This is a genomic window from Paenibacillus validus NBRC 15382 (assembly GCF_004000985.1).
GTDB lineage: Bacteria > Bacillota > Bacilli > Paenibacillales > NBRC-103111 > Paenibacillus_G > Paenibacillus_G validus.
Map to the genome: position 1 here is coordinate 1 of NZ_BIMH01000001.1, position 18,045 is coordinate 18,045.

15 protein-coding genes are annotated in these 18,045 nt (G+C 50.1%); 3 read left to right on the forward strand and 12 right to left on the reverse strand.

The window, feature by feature from the left end:
* The 4 genes from PVA01S_RS00005 to PVA01S_RS00020 all read right to left on the reverse strand — a co-directional run.
* Positions 1-1,413 (reverse strand): sugar ABC transporter ATP-binding protein (locus PVA01S_RS00005; protein WP_164751680.1); only part of this gene is annotated, 1,413 nt, incomplete at its 3' end.
* Between the two features lie 161 nt (positions 1,414-1,574).
* Positions 1,575-2,774, reverse strand: coding sequence for an FAD-dependent oxidoreductase (locus PVA01S_RS00010; RefSeq protein WP_127604141.1), 1,200 nt, complete (start codon positions 2,772-2,774; stop codon positions 1,575-1,577).
* A 44-nt stretch (positions 2,775-2,818) separates the two neighbouring features.
* Positions 2,819-3,919, reverse strand: a complete 1,101-nt coding sequence (locus PVA01S_RS00015; protein ID WP_127604143.1) for a cupin domain-containing protein — start codon at positions 3,917-3,919, stop codon at positions 2,819-2,821.
* A gap of 13 nt (positions 3,920-3,932) precedes the next feature.
* Positions 3,933-4,772: a fumarylacetoacetate hydrolase family protein gene (locus PVA01S_RS00020; protein ID WP_127604145.1), complete on the reverse strand. Its 840-nt coding sequence runs from the start codon at positions 4,770-4,772 to the stop codon at positions 3,933-3,935.
* A gap of 141 nt (positions 4,773-4,913) precedes the next feature.
* Between PVA01S_RS00020 and PVA01S_RS00025 the strand changes: the two genes are divergently transcribed.
* Positions 4,914-5,702, forward strand: a complete 789-nt coding sequence (locus tag PVA01S_RS00025; protein ID WP_127604147.1) for an IclR family transcriptional regulator — start codon at positions 4,914-4,916, stop codon at positions 5,700-5,702.
* Positions 5,703-5,851: 149 nt separating this feature from the next.
* Here the strand turns inward: PVA01S_RS00025 and PVA01S_RS00030 are convergent, their stop codons facing one another.
* From PVA01S_RS00030 to PVA01S_RS00045, 4 genes are all read right to left on the reverse strand, one after another.
* A complete protein-coding gene (locus tag PVA01S_RS00030) occupies positions 5,852-7,339 on the reverse strand; it encodes an aldehyde dehydrogenase family protein (RefSeq protein ID WP_127604149.1) in 1,488 nt (495 codons plus the stop codon).
* Between the two features lie 71 nt (positions 7,340-7,410).
* Complete coding sequence (locus PVA01S_RS00035; protein ID WP_054796666.1) at positions 7,411-8,103, reverse strand: nuclear transport factor 2 family protein; 693 nt, start codon at positions 8,101-8,103, stop codon at positions 7,411-7,413.
* A 45-nt stretch (positions 8,104-8,148) separates the two neighbouring features.
* Positions 8,149-9,621: a lignostilbene-alpha,beta-dioxygenase gene (locus tag PVA01S_RS00040; RefSeq protein WP_127604151.1), complete on the reverse strand. Its 1,473-nt coding sequence runs from the start codon at positions 9,619-9,621 to the stop codon at positions 8,149-8,151.
* A 49-nt stretch (positions 9,622-9,670) separates the two neighbouring features.
* Complete coding sequence (locus PVA01S_RS00045) at positions 9,671-11,119, reverse strand: aldehyde dehydrogenase family protein (protein ID WP_244932863.1); 1,449 nt, start codon at positions 11,117-11,119, stop codon at positions 9,671-9,673.
* Positions 11,120-11,673: 554 nt separating this feature from the next.
* Here PVA01S_RS00045 and PVA01S_RS00050 point away from each other — a divergent pair.
* The gene (locus PVA01S_RS00050) at positions 11,674-12,600 is read left to right on the forward strand and encodes a tyrosine-type recombinase/integrase (protein ID WP_164751681.1); all 927 of its coding nucleotides are present in this window, start codon (positions 11,674-11,676) and stop codon (positions 12,598-12,600) included.
* Positions 12,601-12,788: 188 nt separating this feature from the next.
* Here PVA01S_RS00050 and prpB read toward each other — a convergent pair whose 3' ends face one another.
* From prpB to mmgD, 3 genes are read right to left on the reverse strand one after another with little or no spacing between them, the layout of a single operon-like run.
* Complete coding sequence (gene prpB / locus PVA01S_RS00055) at positions 12,789-13,694, reverse strand: methylisocitrate lyase (RefSeq protein ID WP_127604157.1); 906 nt, start codon at positions 13,692-13,694, stop codon at positions 12,789-12,791.
* A gap of 35 nt (positions 13,695-13,729) precedes the next feature.
* Positions 13,730-15,181 (reverse strand): bifunctional 2-methylcitrate dehydratase/aconitate hydratase, encoded by a 1,452-nt coding sequence (locus PVA01S_RS00060; RefSeq protein ID WP_127604159.1) that lies wholly within the window; start codon positions 15,179-15,181, stop codon positions 13,730-13,732.
* Positions 15,182-15,204: 23 nt separating this feature from the next.
* Positions 15,205-16,314, reverse strand: a complete 1,110-nt coding sequence (mmgD, locus tag PVA01S_RS00065) for a citrate synthase (protein WP_127604161.1) — start codon at positions 16,312-16,314, stop codon at positions 15,205-15,207.
* Positions 16,315-16,524: 210 nt separating this feature from the next.
* Between mmgD and PVA01S_RS00070 the strand changes: the two genes are divergently transcribed.
* Entirely contained in the window at positions 16,525-17,403 is an 879-nt protein-coding gene (locus tag PVA01S_RS00070) for a LysR substrate-binding domain-containing protein (protein WP_127604163.1), read from the forward strand.
* 451 nt (positions 17,404-17,854) lie between these two features.
* On the opposite strand, the gene PVA01S_RS27465 is transcribed toward PVA01S_RS00070, so the two are convergent.
* Positions 17,855-17,998 carry a tyrosine-type recombinase/integrase gene (locus tag PVA01S_RS27465; protein ID WP_127604688.1) on the reverse strand — a complete coding sequence of 48 codons (144 nt, stop codon included), beginning with the start codon at positions 17,996-17,998 and terminating at the stop codon, positions 17,855-17,857.
* Positions 17,999-18,045: the final 47 nt, after the last annotated feature.

Consider the following 18,045-nt stretch of genomic DNA (forward strand, 5'->3'; position numbering starts at 1 on the left):
GCTGGAGAGGACGATCACCCGATCCGACATCCCCAGCAGCTCCTCCATATCGGACGAAATCATGATGATGCCGACTCCGCTTTCCGCCAGGCTGCACATCAGTTTATAAATTTCCTGTTTGGCCCCGACGTCGATCCCTCGTGTCGGCTCATCAAAGATCAGCACTTTGCAATCCCTGGCCAGCCACTTGGCGAGCACCACCTTTTGTTGGTTGCCGCCGCTCAAATGATTCACTTTCTGCTCTAAGGTAGGGGTTCGGATCGATAAGGTGTTCTTGAAGCTTTCCGCCTGCCCCAGCTCTTCTTTCGTCTTGACCACCCCAAACCGCGACAGAAACTTCAAGCTGGGCAGCGTAATATTCCGTTTCACCGTGCTTCTCAGGATGACCCCCTGCTGCTTCCGGTCCTCCGGGATCAGTCCCATTCCTAACCGGATCGCATCTTGCGGAGATCTCACGTTCACCTTCTGCCCCTCGAACACAATGTCGCCCGTGTGGGCGGGATCCGCCCCGAACAACGCCCTCGCCAGCTCCGTCCGTCCGGCGCCTACCAAGCCGGAAAACCCGAGAATTTCACCCTTCTTCAACTGGAAGGAAATATGCTCAAAGCCGTTGCCGCTTAAACGATTGACCTCGAGCAGCGTTTGCTGCGGCTTTATGCTGCGGGACGGATACGTTTCCTTCAGCTCCCGGCCGACCATCAGACTGACCAGCTCCTGGCGGTTCGTCGCTTGGGTTGCTTGGGTCGAAACGTACCGGCCATCCCTCATGACCGTTATGCGGTCGGAGATTTCGAACAACTCTTCCATCCGGTGCGAAATATAAATGATGGTGACGCCCTTCTCTTTGAGCACGCGCACGATCTTGAACATCGCTTCCACTTCGTTGATGGTCAACGGGGCGGAAGGTTCGTCCATGACCAGGATTTTGACGTCTTTGGAAATCGCTTTGGCAATTTCAACAATCTGCTGCTGGGCCGGGGACATGTCCCGTACAAGACGGCGCGGGTCCAATTGGATCTGGAGGCTGTCGAGCAGCTCCTTCGTCTTGTTGACCATCGCTTTCTTGTCAACCAGCCAGCCGTTGCCGATGAAATCGCCCAAAAATATATTTTCCGCAGCCGACAGCGTCGGGATCAGATTGAATTCCTGGTAGATCACCTGGATCCCCAGCTGCTTCGCCAGACGGGGCGTCATCTCTTTGTAGCACTCCCCGCCGATTTGAATTTCCCCTTCGTCAGGAGCGTGGGCTCCGGCAAGCACCTTAATTAAGGTAGACTTGCCCGCCCCATTCTCTCCCAGAAGCGCATGTACCTCTCCCCGCACAAAGTCAACCGAGACATCGTTCAGCGCCAGGACGCCAGGAAAACTTTTGGATATCTTCCTCAGCGAGAACACGATTTCGTTATCCTGCATGGCTCTCCTCTTTCATTGGGTTTTTACGGCCGGCTTACTTGGGCATAAACGCGTCCGCATGGCTTGCATTCACGATCGTCAGCTTCCCTGCATCAGCCAATGGATTGCGCTTCAGGTTTTATCCCTCGGCATGAAGCGCTTGGCTTCTAATCGTCGGTCGATTACGGCGCATCGCCGATTCCTTGTTCGCGGATGCTCGCGATCATCGCCGAACGAAGCAGCCACTGTCTGGCGCGGACCGGATCGTTAGCGAGCTCGGCCATCTCCCGCTGCAGCTTTATACGATGTTCCGGATCCGTTTCTTTCACAACTTGGGTATTTTTCTCGCTGATGCTTTTGACATATTCGACCGCCACACGCCGGCGCGCGTCACTGTACTTGTCCAACTCGGCTTTCCGATCGGCACCGTTAACGATTCGGATAAGCCTGATACTCAAGTCTACCGCATCGTGGATGCCGCTGTTCAATCCCAATCCGCCCATCGGGCTGTTCAGATGAGCCGCATCCCCGAGCAGAATCGCTCTTCCTTCATAAAAATTCTCCGCGACGCGTTGATGGATGCGATACAGCGTATTTTCAACGACTGGGAAGTGATCCGTTGTATGTAAGGCTTCCCGCATCGTTCGCTGGATGTTATCCATATTGAGCGCGACCTCATCCGGTATTTCGGGAGGCACGGGATACAGGAAGCGCCATGCTTCCGGTACGCGAAGCATGAACAAGAATTGTTCCGGATCGGAAATGTAATTGACATACGCCAAGCCCGGAATGTACTGATCGAGTGCGTTAGGCGTGCCTACCAGCAGCCAGCGTTCTTCAAACGTATATCCGTCGAATGCGAAGCCAAGCGTTTTGCGGACCACGCTTCTTGCTCCATCCGCACCAAGGAGATACGGCGTTTGAAGCTGTTCCATTCCGTTTGGCGTCTTGACCGAAACAGTGACACCGTCATTTTGGGTAAAGCCTGTAATCTCGGCCTCGAACCTCAATTCGGCATTCGCGCGCTTCTTCAGTTTCTCGAACAAAAACTGTACGTATGTCGCCTGCGAGCATTGCAGACGGAACGGATATTTCGTATCATTCTTGAGCAGATTGAAATCAAATTCCGCATACAAGCCGTTTTTCCGATCCCGGTATTGCACTTTCTCACTTAGCAATCCACGGCTCATTAATTCTTCAACGATTCCGTACGGTTCCAGCAGCTCAAGCGTTCCTGCATGGAATGTAGAAGCCCGCCATTCCCGGCTTGGCGCATTGCTTTTCTCTACGACGATGACCGGCAGGCCCGCTTGAGTTAAAATGGTGGCGGCCGTTAATCCGACTGGCCCTGCGCCGACAATCACAATTGGATGTTGCGACACGTGGAATCGCTCCCTTCTAGTTCTTTATCATTCCATTTTATCTATTAAAGAATCGGTTCAAAAACCTCTTGTATTTGTTGGTGCCCGTCATGCTCCTGGAGTTCTTCGGCTCTTTCGAACTGAAATGCTTCCATAATCGGCAGATCGTTGGTGGAGAACAGGAGCGCTTCTTCTTCATCCGAAGTATTCACATGCTCGTGCCATGTCCAGGAAGGGATAACGAAGAAGTCTCCTTCCGACCAGTCGAACCTCACACCGTTCATCACGGTGTAGCCTTTTCCTTTGAACGCATGGTACACGCAGCTGTGTACATGACGGTGGGCTTTCCCGCGAAACTTCAGAGGAAGCTTCTGCATGCGGGCGCCGATGCGGTCGTTGGCGTCTTTGCCCGTCGACGGGTTGATATATTCCACCGCATAGCCTTCGATCGGGTCCGGATCGAACCGGCTTAATCCTTCCAATCCCCGACTGGTTTGCTCCCACTTGTAACGGCCTAACGGCGCGATTTGCGGAGTACGGTCGGACACCGGGCGGACCATGCCCCCCTCATAGCGCTGCGCGCTATAATCGTCCGGGACTTGCAACGGCTGCTGCTTGTCGGGATGAAATTCCGTGAAGCACACATTCATGTACATGGTGAAGGGCGTATCCAGGCAATCCATCCAGAGCACCGTTTCATCGCCTTGGTTCGCATGATCGTGCCAGGCCCATGTCGGCGTGATCAGATAGTCGCCTGGTTCAAACGGGATTTTCTCCCCATCCACTCTTCCTTCGGCCCCGCGTCCTTTCATAATAAACCGCAAGGCCGTCGTCGTGTGCCGATGTGCTGGCGCAATCTCCCCGGGCTTCACGGCCTGAACCGCCGCATACAGCGTTTGGGTAGCTCCTCCCCAACCCAAAGGCTGCAAATCCTTCATACCTGGATTGATCAGGAAAACCGCCCTGCGTTCCACCGCGCCTCCGACCTCCATCAATCTCGCCGCTTCTTCCAGATGCCTTTCGATATGCGCTTTCTTCCACAAATAAGGAATCGGCTTCGCTTTCGGCTCAATCGTATTTAAGGCATGGATCGACGACCACAGCGGCCCCAGGTTTTCGCTCTGCAATTTCGCATCAAATGCTTTAAGCTCATCTGATTCTTTCATCCCGTCACCTCCATTACTTGTAATCGACAGAAACCGAAAATTCGCCGATCCGGTCGATTTGAATCCGGACCTTGTTGCCTTTCTCGATAGGACCGACCCCTTCGGGCGTTCCCGTTGTAAGAATGTCCCCCGGCTCCAGTGTCATCGCTGCCGATGCCGCTTCAAAAAACTTGTAGCAATCGTATATCAAGTCCTTGGTATTCGCCGACTGCCGGAGCTCCTCATCCACCCATAAGCGAAATCCGAGCTCATTAGGATTCCCGATTTCATCCGACGTTACAATCCAGGGCCCGATCGGCGTAAATGTATCAAAGGATTTGCGCCATGGGCGGTCTTCCTTGCCTCTGACCGTGATGTCCATCAGGGCGAAATAGCCGAATATGTACTTATAGGCTTCCGACGCGGGCACATCCTTCGCTCTCTTGCCGACGACGAACGCCAGCTCCGCTTCGTGGTCCGTCCTGCGGTCTTTAAACGGCAATTTGACGGTATCCTCGGGACCGATGATTGAAGAAGGCGCTTTCAAAAAGAAGCCTAGTTTTTCAATCGTGTACTCCGCGTTATTGAATTGCTCGTTCATTTCATCCTGGTGAAGATAATAATTCACCGGCGCCGCCACGATTTTCGTTGGATTCGGAACGGGAGGGCGTAATTTCACTTGGTGCAATGCGTACGAATCGGCGTATGCCAGCCCCCGATCAATGGCGGATTTGAAATATTCAAATCGCACAATCAAATTTACAAGGGATTCCTGCGGTTTATCCGCATCCCAGGGAACGATACCGCTAACATCCAGTACGCGATCATCCTTTACTACTCCAGGTATATAGTCATTGAATAGAACAATTTTCACTTCATAACATCCCCTCATTTTTTGAGTTGTATTACTCATTTTATTTCTATATGATATAAGTTAACATGGTTGCCTGTAGGTGTCAATAATCCCACAGGCTAAATCATGCAATATTATCCATGATCATCGGGGGTTTTTAACATGAGGGACATTAATATGAACTCCATCCAAACCATTGACCGGGCGATCGATGTGCTACAGGCGTTCAGTGCCGGAAACACTTCGCTTACGATCGAAGAAATTTCGGCAATTGCCCATCTGCCCAAAAATACGGTATATCGCATTTTATATACCCTTGCACGCAGAGGGTTAGTCCAATTTGACGCCACTTCGTTAACCTATCAACCTGGTTTGCGGCTTTTGGAATTTTCGATGCTTAAATCTTCCACCCTTGACGTACGGCAAGAGGCGGAGCCGTTCTTGGATGAGCTTCACCTTCGAACGAAGCAAACCATCCTGATGGCTTTACCGGAGAAGGAAGAAATTTTTTACGTTTATAAACGAGAAAATGAAAATTATGAAGGCTTAAGTGTAGGTACGCTCGTCGGGCTGCGTCGGCCTTATTTGTACGGCGTTCTGGGCCAGGCGGTGCTGGCTTTTTTCCCCGAGTCTCGAATTGACCATATTTTGTCCCTGCCTGCTAAAGCATACACCAAGCACACGGTTACAGATCCCGTTCTCTTACGTGAGCGATTGCAGCAAATCAGGCGGGACCGGGTATTTGCCAGCTCCCATGAAACCAATCTGGGAGTGACGGGCATAGCCGCACCCATATTTGATATACATGGTTATCCCATCGCCGCAATTGGCGTCGTTGGACCTGAAGTTCACCTTATAGAGCAATTGGCAAATATCAAGCAACTCGTCATTGAAGCTTCCAACAACATTTCTTCCAGAATGGGTTACCGTCTTGACGAGATCACGGATTAGCAGCAAACCCATTCCCTCTATATTCAACACCATTGTGTCTGATAAATAGTGCAAGCTGGAGATGACGCCCCTCCCGGGCGTACCGCAAGAAGCCCTGCATAGGTGCAGGGCTTCTTTAGCTTGAACAAACGCAGGTGCTGAGTCTCTGATTAGAACGGGAATTTGCGATATTGTTGTTGAATCGAAACCCATTTGGTAATCGTAAATTCGTCGATGATCCACGGATTGCCGAATCTGCCGCTTCCGCTCGACTTGTTGCCGCCGAAAGGAATCGTCGGGCTATCGTTAACCGTCTGGTCGTTGATATGCGTCATGCCGCTCTCGATTTGCATCGCAAACGCTTCGCCTTTGGCCAAATCAGAAGTGAAGATCGAAGAACTTAACCCGTACTCGGTTTCGCTTGCCATTCGAACCGCTTCTTCATCCGTATCGGCCTTGACAATCGTCGCGATCGGCGCAAACAGCTCGGTTTGTGCCAGCCGGCTCGTGTTATCCACACCCGTAAACACATAAGGCGTCAGCACATTGCCTTCCCTCTTGCCTTCAAGCGCAATAGTCACGCCTTCCTGCTTGGCCGATTCGATGACGTTGACCGCTTTCTGCAGCTGGCGTTCATTAACAAGCGGTCCGATTACGGTCTTCGGATCTCTTGGATCGCCGCAGGGAAGAGCCTTCGCCCGCTCGACAAACTTTTGCACAAACTCATCATGCTTGTCTTTATGCACGATGAAACGATTAATAATCATACATATTTGTCCTTGATGAATGAACTTTCCGAACACTGCGGCATCAACCGCACGATCGACATCGGCATCCGACAGTACGACAAACGGGCTGTTTCCGCCCAGCTCGAGAATGACGCGCTTTAAGTTTTTACCGGCAATTTCGCCGATATGTTTGCCGACCGCCGTAGAGCCGGTGAAGCTGATCAAACCGGCGTGCGGGTTCGTCAGCATCTCGTCGCCGATCTCCGTAATATCCGTCAGAATCACGTTGAAGACGCCTCTCGGCAGACCCGCATATTCGAACGCCTTGGCAATAATCGAACCGCCCGTTAAGCCGACTTGAATATCAGGCTTATGCACTACGCTGTTCCCCAGGGCGATAGCAGGCGCGATCGTTCTCATGGACAAATTCATCGGGAAATTGAATGGGGAGATCGATGCGACCACGCCCAGCGGAAGGCGGCGAACCCGGTTCACCTTGCCCGGAACAGCCGACGGAATATCCTGCACTTTATCAATGGCATCGGCGTAATTGACGGCCTCCTCCAACACTTCCAGCGCAAGATGCACTTCTACGTTGGCTTTTAAGATTGTTCCGCCCGTTTCACGGACAATGACGTTGACAATCGCATCATGGTTGGCGTGCAAATATTCCGCAGCTTTATGAATGACCGCCTTGCGTTCCTCAACGGATGATTGGGCCCATTCCCGCTGCGCCTTTCTTGCAATCTCAAACGTTTCCTGCAGTTGTTTAGCTGTCGCGAGCCGCACGGTCGTCACAACCGAATTGTCGTAAGGATTCGTAATATCGTAAGTCCTCTCGCTTAAACCTTCCCGCCATTCTCCGTTGATATAGCTTTTGTTAAGATCCTCATATCGCGTTACAGGAATCTTTTCCTCTGGAATCGCCATCGATATTACCCCTTTGCACGTTGGTTTTATGATAATAAATGTGTTTCCGCGTCTGACAGGCCTTATTCGCTTCAGCGCTGACCGGTCACAGGGTGCGGATAATGGAATGCCATCACATCCGTATCCGGCCAGAGAACAGGAGTCGGCACGATCAATTCATCCGGACCGACCGGGTTTTCCGGGAAAGTCGTCGAGAACATCGGGTATAATCCCGGTGGAGTATGCGCCCAGCCTTTATCGAAATCGGCGTGCCACAATCCGCGATAGTTCAATACTTTGATTTTCCATACGCCCTGTTCCTTTACATATTCATTCTCGTAGATTCCTCCTTCCCACCATTGTCTGGTTTCACCCTCTGCAAGCTCGTGACGTCCCGCTTGCATCAGGCAGCGGAATCTTCCTTTGGCCGTTTGCCGATCCGGGGAGACTTCCACGATGTCCTGCATCATGGGATGATCGAGAAGAAAACCGTATACAGGTCCGTTATTGCCGTTAGTGAAATTTTTCTGGAACCGTTCGACATAGAGCCGGCGCGCTCCCTCTTTACCTTTGAAAATGCCGCCCATGAAGTGAACCTCTCCGTCTTCTGCAAAGAGATCCACCACTTCGTTGTACAGACACTTATCGATATAATAGCCGTATTTATGATGCAAATGCCTGATCGCCTGCGTATCTTCCAGTAAACCAACTTGATTCGTTAATTGCTCGATCTTTTTCTCCAAAGTGGCAATGTGCTCATTTGAGTTTAATGCAAGTTCTCCCATAGTAGTAACTCCTCCATTTATATTCAATATTGGTGAATCTATGAATCAGACAGTTGCTTTCGCCGTATTGAGCTGGGAATCCGGCACCCAGTTCCCATGCAGGCCTTGACGGAGCCGCAGCGGCAAACGCACCGTGGCGATCGGGCCGTCATCGATATGCTGGGCGTCAAGAATAACCAAATCCGAACGCATCTCTTCATGCCGATTAACTAACGCGATAAGGTACCCTTCACCTTCGGGAGCATGATCCGATTTCGGAATAAAGGTAGATTCCTGGATCGTGGAAGTCGGCCCCGCAAAGAAGATTTTCTCCTTGCCGGTGGAAAAGTCGATATGACCCAAACAATTGATGAACATCCCCGAAATGCTGCCACCGCGCTTGGAATCATAAGGTTTCGATAAATCCGTCACACACATGAAGCCGTGGCGGTAAGACTCCATCGCATAGCGGTCATCGATGCGCGGGAAATCCCCGATCATATTACCCAGCTGCTTATGTTCGAACGTATTGTTGCCGGATTCGAAATCGATTGTCCAGCGGGTGACGCGGGAATCCGCCTTCTCCCGGTCGAATGCCGCGCCGTGGATATCCGGGAAGAACGGGAACATGTTGCCTTCGGCAACCGGCATGTCGATATGTATCTTGGAGCCTACGTTGAAGGCGTTCATGACGTGGGATGCGAATTGATTCGGTCCTTTAAACCAACGAATGTCACGGGCTTCGCCTCTGCGCGGGATGACTCCAAGATAGATGTCCTTCGTGCCGTCCCAACCGAAAGTCGGTTTTCCTTCTCTTGCCCGTTCCAGACTGCTTACGATCGGCACAACCGGGAAAATGACATAATCACGGGTCACACCGAAATCATGCTGCATGGCGGCATATGGCATTTTAAACCAGACCTCGTGAACAATTTCCCCCTTAGGGCTGATCACATAGTACGTGATATCATCCGTGTCGATGCCCTTGGAGGCATAACCGAACGCTATCATTTCCCCCGTCTGGGGATCCAGCTTCGGATGCGCCGTGAATGTCTCGCTCGTCATTTTACCTTCGTAATCGTAATAGCCCTGCGATTTGAGCGTGAACGGATCCATAACGATCGGCGGACTGTCTTCCTTAAGCGCAAGCAGTTTCCCGGCATGAAAAACAATGTTCGTATTAGCTGTTCCTCTAATCTGCCCCTGTACGCTCGGATCGTCGAAAAACGGGTTCCGGTAGGCGCCGAACAAAGCGCGCTGCGCCTTGCGTTCCAGTTTGAACTTATCGGTGCGAACATACCGGGACTTGTAGTCGACACGGCCGTTCTGAAACCGGAACATGCTTACCATGCCGTCTCCGTTGAAGTAAATGTCATGGCCGAGTAAAGGCGGGTATTGCGGGTCGGGCCCGACCCGGTAGAAAGCCCCGTTGATGTCGGCCGGAATGTCGCCATCCACTTCCACGTCGTAAATATCAACTTCCATCCGGCTTGGCGTATTGAAGCCTGTGTAAATGGGCAAGTCAGGAAACTTATTCATTTCCATTACCTTCTTTCATTTCTTATTAAAGCGGGTACAAATATGGAAATCAGCTGGTTTTATGATAATTAATCGCATGATACTCGATGAATTCATGAAGGCCGAGCTCAGAATTTTCTCTGCCGATTCCGCTTTGTTTAACACCGCCAAACGGCATTTGCTCATAGCCGAGATGGGATTGGCCGCTCCCGTTAATGAACGTCATACCGGCTTCAATCTCTCTCGCAATTTTCAGGCCGCGTTCAAAATCGGCAGTCCATACGGAGGAACCCAGACCGTACTCGGTCATATTGGCCCAACGGATTGCTTCTTCTTCCGAACGATAGGAGATTAACGGCATGATCGGACCGAATTGCTCGCATGTGACAATTTCTTGCGATGGCTCCACATCACGGACGATTGCCGGATGCAAGTAATAGCCGTTGTCCCAGTTATCAGGCTCCAGCTTCTCACCCAACTCCACAATCTTGGCGCTGCTTTGTTTGATTCTTTCAACAAGCGCTTTGACGAAGTCGTATTGAACTTTGTTGTTCAACGGTGCGAAAGTGGCGCTCGGATCCAAGCCATGCCCGATCTTATACTGATCGACCAGATCACACATTTTGGTATAGAAAGAATCATACATCTTCTCCGGAATATAGATTCTTTTAGTGGCGAAACATACTTGGCCCGAACGGCGGAATGCGCTGACCATAATTTTGGGAATGATGTCGTCCAGGTCCGCATCATCGAGTACGATTGCCGGATCGTTTCCGCCCAGTTCGAAGTGCACGCCTTTAAGAGATTCCGCTGCATCCTTCATGATGAACTTTGCGATCTTGCCGCCGCCTGTAAATGATATTTTACGTACAAGCGGATGCTTCGTTAAGGCAGAGCCGACGTCCCCGTCTCCGTGAATAACATTGAGGACGCCGGCAGGGAGCAGGGCTGCGATTTTTTTCATAATTATACTTACGCCCATCGGAGCATTCGGCGAAGGCTTCATGACGAGTGTGTTGCCGGTTACGATTGCCGGTGCGATTTTTTGGATCGTTAACACCATCGGCGCATTCCAAGGCACGATTCCCGCTATGACACCGATTGGTCTTTTCTCCACGCTCACCCAGCTGGTTTCGTCCTCCGCCTGTTTGGGATTGAAGAAAGATTCCGCGTTTTTGATCGTGGCATGAACCGCATGGATAGCCATATTCATTTCACCTAAGGATGTAGACAACAGAACCCCGTTCTCTCTCGATAACGTCTCGGCCAGAGATTGGCTTTCATCCTCCAGAAGCTTCGCGATTCGAGACAAAACATCCAGGCGTTCCTCAAGCGCAGACTTGTGCCATGACAAGAAGGCTTGATGTGCGGCGTTCACGGCTTGCTCTACGTGCTGCACGGTTCCGATCGCTACTTGTCCCACGACATCTGTAAGTCGGCCCGGATCCCGAACCTCGGAATAACGCTCGGTTGGTACATCTTCATGATTAATGTGCAAATCGATTTTCATGACACTCATCAATAAACACTTCCCCTTTCCCCACCCTTGAAATAGCCGACGCATGTAGGCGCTTTCAGGAAAATGTTCATCCTGATCCCGCCCTTGTCACCTCGACGTGCAGCTTTAGCCATGCATTGAAATCCAAGTAAAGTAAAAGTAGTTGCTGCAACTTTCGATCGCTTTAAAATAATGAGCTGATTGACTCATTTTAATCCCCAAAACTAAAGTAACATGTTTGGAAGTATGTGTCAATCACATTTGATTTCAGAAGTTGTTGTTGTTCCATCCTTTAAAATGGACACGTTTCCTGTAAAGCGACGTCTATGCCCCGTTGATTCGTCCTTGGTCGCAGCGTGAATACAACCTCGGTGACTCCCCCTAACGGCAGAGCGAATTTGATCGGTTATTCCTCTACATAAGATGCTATAGCCTGCTTCACGCGTGCATTAGACAAGCGCAAAAAATTGCACAAAATACGGATTTCGTGCAACTTCTGTTATAATCAAAGAAAAGGCGCAACTCCCGCTACCCTATACCATGGACAAGCAGGCGCAGACAGGTGGCAGATGACTTTGCAGAGTAAGAAATACGACATCATGGAGCAATACGAAACCGAGCTCGATGCATTCTCAATCATCATGAAAGATAAGGACTATTCGATCCTCACGCAGCGTGAGTATATGCTGGACATCAGAAGGTTCCTCGGGAGTGTTTACCCCAAGCCCGTCGAAGACATAACCAAGCTCGACGTCATGCGTTACCTAACCAGCATTCGTAAGGGCGGAACGGGCGGATCGGCGAGAAATCGGCAGCTTTCCTCCATTCGTACCTTTTTTAAATTCCTTAATCTTATGGAAATCATCAAGGGAAACCCCGCCCTGGAGGTGGAGAAGACGAAGGTTGAAAAAAATCGGATTCCGACCTATCTGGATGAGCAGGAGCTTGTCCATTTCTTCCAAGAGATAGACGGAAGATATGTGATTCGAAACGTGGCCATCTGCATGTTAATGGCGTACGCAGGGCTGCGCGTCATTGAAATACACCGTCTGAATTTGAAGGACTATCATAGAGACGAGGAGTACCTCAGAGTGAAAGGAAAAGGAGATAAATGGCGAGTGGTTCCTCTGCTCCCGGAAATCATCGATTCATTGGACCGGTACATGCCGATTCGCATTCCTCACCGGAGCGGAAAAGATATTCCTCTCTTTACTTCTCAATTTGGCAGGAGAATCGCGCGACGGACGGTTCAGCATGTAACCGAGCAGGCATTTGCCGCCTTTCAAGAATCCAAGCCGGAGAACGAGAAGAAACTATCCAGTCATAAGCTGCGCCATAGCTTTGCAACACTGCACATCCGGAGCGGGACTGATATACGTTCTGTCCAGGAATTGCTCGGCCATTCCAGTATAGAGAACACACAGATCTATACTCATGTCGACAATAAACAACTGCGGGCGGCGCAGGGAAATATCAAGGGCAAATTACCAGCGTTAAAATGAAAGCTGACATGATTGTGTCACGCCGTACTCCCCCCTTCTCCCCTTATGCTGGAAACGTCCCCGAACAAACATCATGTTCTTTGTCGGGCAGAGAAATAACCCGCAGCCGTGGCCAGGGCTGCGGGTTATCCAGTGATGAATGCATACAGAAGTCAAACTCAACGATATTGGGAATTACCAAAGCAAGATTATTCGTTTTGAAGAACAGTTTTGGCAATTTTCCCGTCCAAATTTTCATAATCGTAATACCGGATCGTTTCGTAAAGTTCCTTTCGTGTCTGCATATGCGCCAAAGATTGCACCTGCGTCCCGGTTTGGCTAATTTCCGCAAACACCCGCTCGTATGCTTTAGCGGCAACCCGAAGCGAGGTCACCGGATATATGACCATGTTAATGCCCCAGATTTCGAATTGCTCGGCGGTATAATAAGGGGTTTTCCCGAATTCAGTCATATTGGCCAGCAGGGGTACATCGATAGCTGCTCGGAACCGTTTGAAATCTTCTTCGTTTTCCAGCGCTTCCGGAAAAATTGCATCTGCCCCCGCAGCTATATAGTGCTTGGCTCTTTCGATCGCAGCCTCCATCCCCTCTACGCTCTTAGCGTCCGTACGGGCAATGACAACGAGGGAGGGCGCGATTTCCTTTATCGTCTTGATTTTCTGCATCATCTCCTCTGCAGAGACGAGCTTCTTTCCGTTCAGGTGTCCGCATTTCTTCGGCATTTCCTGATCTTCGATCTGAACGGCAGCCACCTTGGCCTCCAGCATTTCTTTCGCCGTTCGGGCAACGTTCAGCACACCTCCGAAGCCTGTGTCGATATCGACAAGCAGGGGAAGTCCCGAAGCCCTGATCAGCTCCCGAGCACGGTCCGCCACTTCATTGGAATAGATCAGTCCGAGATCCGGTAAACCTCGACTAGCCGTATAAGCGGCCCCTGACAAATAAATGGCTTTGAAATCGAACTGCTTCGCGATTCTGGCAGCCATAGCATCATGAGTTCCAGGAATTTTTACAATGGAACCGCTGCAGATCATTCGCATAAATTGTTCGGCTAATTGCTTCTGCCCAGGCTCATCCTCAATCAACCAAGCCATAGTAATTCCCCTTTCTTGTGCCCTCAGGCTGAAGGTCAAATGACGAACAAGTTCATATAATCTTGAACGGCCATTTCTTCAAAGCGCTGCTGATCCAAGGAAAGTTCGATAATTTGCTCAACTCTCTTTTTCGGGAAGCGCGTCAGCAAGCTGGATTGGAATTTCTCCACGATTTTCGGGATTCCCTCCTCACGGCGTCTGCGGTGACCGATCGGATATTCACATTCGGCTTTTGCTGTTTCCGTACCGTTCTTGAAATGAACTTGTACCGCGTTCGCGATCGAGCGCTTCTGCGGATCAAGATAGTCCTTGCTATATCTCTCATCTTCTACGACAACCATTTTTTCACGAAGGTCGTCGATTCTCGGATCTTTCGCAATCTCGTCCTCGTAATGCTCGGCCGTCAAGTTACCGAACAACAGGCCGATGGCTACCATGTATTGGAGACAGTGGTCGCGGTCGGCTGGATTGTAGAGCGGCCCCTTCTTGTCAATAATCCGTATGGCGGACTCGTGCGTCGTCAGCGTAATATGGCTAATGTCATCGATACGGTCTTTCACAAGTTCATGCAGCTCGAATGCGCACTCCACTGCCGTTTGCGCATGAAATTCGGCCGGGAAGGAAATCTTGAACAGTACGTTCTCCATCACGTAGCTATCAAGCGAACGGGCAAGCTTTAGCTCCTTGCCTTTGAACAGTACATCCTGGAATCCCCAAAGCTTGGCGGAAAGGCCGGTGGCATAGCCCATTTCGCCTTTCATTGCCATTAGGCCAAGGCGTACGGCACGGCTTGTCGCATCGCCGGCTGCCCAAGACTTCCGGGAGCCTGTATTTGGCGCATGTCTATACGTACGTAAACTTCCGCCATCCAACCATGCATTGGAGAGGGCGTTGATCACCTCTTCCCGGCCACCGCCAAGCAAAGCGGTAACGACAGCTGTAGAAGCAACTTTAACGAACAACACATGGTCCAATCCGACACGGTTTAAGCTGTTCTCTAAAGCCAGAACGCCTTGAATTTCGTGAGCCTTAATCGCTGCGGTAAGCACATCGCGCATCTTCAGCGGTTCCTTCCCTTCAGCGATCCGATTACGGCTAACATAGTCGGCTACGGCCAGAATGCCGCCCAAATTGTCGGAGGGATGCCCCCACTCCGCCGCAAGCCATGTGTCGTTGAAATCGAGCCAACGAATCAAGGTGCCGATGTTGAATGCCCCATGTACCGGATCGAGCTCAAATTGGGTTCCCGGTACACGTGTGCCGTTCGTCACGCGAATCCCGGGAACGATAGGCCCCAGGTGCTTGGTGCATTCCGGGAAGCGCAGCGCCAGCATGGCTGTTCCGAGAGAGTCCATGACGACATGACGAGCGATTTGATAGGCCTCTTTGCTTTTTATTTCATATGAAATTGTATATTGGGCTATATCTACCAGCAACTTGTCTGCCTGCTCCAAAATATTTCCTTTCTCATAAGCAATTGAGCTCATAACATCTATCTCTCCTTGTTGTATTATGGATGAAGATTGCGCGGGCCACTGTAAAGAACTCTTGGACGGAAAAGACGGTTGTTCTCATGCTGCTCGATGACATGTGCACATACTCCGATCGTTCGTGCCGCTAAGAAGACAGGAGTGAATAGATCGATTGGGATTCCAAGCAAGTAATACACCGGAGCCGCATAGTAATCCAAGTTGGGATACAGTCCTTTTTCCCGTTTCATAACCTCTTCACCGATTACGCACATGTGATACAAATGCTCCTGGCCTTTTGCAATCGCTAGCGGTTGAAGAGCAGCTTTCATAAGAAGGGCGCGCGGATCCGGTTTGTTCATGTAAACCCGGTGGCCGAAGCCCATAATACGCTCTTTGCGAGACAGCTTGCCGAGAATCAAGGGCTCCATTTCTTCAACAGCTCCGGCTACTAAAAGCATTTGCATAACCGCTTCGTTTGCTCCACCATGAAGCGTTCCTTTGAGCGAAGCGACGGCACCTGTCAAAGCTCCGATGATATCCGCTTGCGTAGAAGCAATGACCCGAGCCGTAAATGTGGAGTTTGGCATTTCATGTTCACTGTAGACGATTAGGGACTGGTCGAAAACCTTCGATTCCATCTCGGTCGGAACACGTCCCGTGATCATATGCAGAAAGTTCGCACTGTATGAAAGATCTTTATTAGGCTGGGCCGGCTCCAGATTGTGAATAGCCCGGTAGCTGTCCGCAACGATTTGTGGAACTTTGGCTAATAAACGAATGGACTTGCGGTAATTGGCCTCCCTGGATCGGTCGTCGATTTCCTTTTCGTCCCCGGCCAGTGCTGAAATCCCCGTCCTGAGTACGTCCATCAAATGTGTGTTTTTGGGAAGAAGCCTGAGCAGTTCAAACATTTCTTTCGATAACCCGGCTTCATTCCTCAAAGCTTGTTCAAGCCCCTTGTATTGTTCTTCGTTAGGCAAGATGCCGTTCAACAGCAAAGAGACGATGTCCAGGTAAGTCACTTTTTGGGCCAATTCAATCAGGTCATAACCACGCAGCACGATTTCTTCGTTGGCCACATCCAGATATGAAATTTGGGTCTCGCTAGCGATAACGTTTTCAAGACCGGGTTGGAATAATTCATTCATATTCACCTGACTCCCTTACCATAAATTAGATAACTCCCTGCCTCTTAATCATAGACATGCCGGCTTGAACAAATCCAATATCGTCTTCATCCTACTTAATATGTTTTGCATACTACATCCCCTTGACCATAATTAAGGATTTTTGTTGACTTGGTTGTTCCGCCTAAGCGATAGTAGGAGTATAGAATCCGGATAGAGAAGGGGTAAACTATGGAATTAAGACATCTACGATATTTCATTACCGTTGCTGAAGAACTCCATTTCGGGAAAGCCGCGACGCGTTTGAACATGTCCCAGCCGCCATTAAGCCAGCAAATCCGTCAACTGGAAGAGGAGCTGGGCTTCCCCTTGTTATATCGAAATAAACAGCATGTGAAATTGACCGAGGCGGGTAAGGTTTTTCTTGAAGAGGCACGAATTGCGATTGCTCAAGTCGAACAAGCTTGTTTAGTCGCTCAGAAGGCGAATCAAGGCTTGCTGGGAAGGCTCTCCATCGGCTTTGTCGGTTCGTCCACTTATTCGGTAGCGCCGCTGTTGCATCGCTTCCTGCTTCATTCCCCTAAAATCAACATTACGCTTCATCAGATGAAAACCGCCAATCAGTTGCATGCTCTTCATGAGGGAAGCATACATCTCGGGATTGTTCGAACGCACATTCATAGTCCTAACATCGTCTCAGAAGTGATTTGCAGCGAGAAGTTTGTCGCGATTTTCCCTGAAGGGCATCCGATGGCACAGAGAGAAGCGCTGCGTATGATAGACCTCGAGAATGAACGATTTATTTTAACTACGAGAGGCTCCACCTATCACGACACTGTCATTCATTTATGCTATCAAGCAGGATTTTCGCCGAACATCGCATTAGAGCTCCCCGAAATTTTAACGATCATGGCGTTCGTCTCGCAAGGAATGGGTGTTTCCATAGTTCCAGCTTCGTTCCGTCATCAGCAGAACAAGGGTATTGTGTATCGGGAGCTGGCAGATGTCACTTCTACCTTGGAGACGTACTTTGTGTGGCGTAGTGAGGAGAAATCAAAAGTGTTGCAGGAGTTTATTAAACTAAGCAAGGACAATACGATTTTAGATTAGTCAGCAACAGCATCCGGGACATAATACTGGGGCCACGCACGAAGAGCACCGCAGTATTCCCCAAGATGATGTAAATATATTGATTTTTATTTATAATATGTAAATAATTTTGTTGTAAATCCTTAAATCAAAGATCCGAACATAAAAAATGAAGGATTTGCCCCCAATTCTGTACCCGATCAGTCAACTTACGCACGACATCTCAATCATACGGATCGTGTAAATAAGCTTAAAAGACCCTGACGGATACTTAGCTCCCCCAGACTTTCTTGAAACGATCCGAGCTCAAGCAGCGCCAAGTCTTCAGTCGTCGCCTTGTAGAGCGGCTTGTCCCCCTCCATATCCTCCGACAATGACAGAACGCATGCTTGAAACCCGTTCTGGCGGCGGCACCGCCGCTCCTCAAGCAATCCGGCTTCACCGTATGTCGCATCAACTTTACGCTAACGCTTCAAGCATGCCCAAGAAGCTCCTGCAACGTCCATAAATCGGTTCCGCGGCGGAAGTGAGTAGTCGCAAAGGTGTGTCTTAATTTATAGCTGCTGAGCTTTTTATCCTTTAATGCCGGGCGGGATTGGTGCTGCTTTTGGGCGATTTGTAATGCCGGCTAAGGTAAGCCGGCACTGCTACTGCTGCTGTACG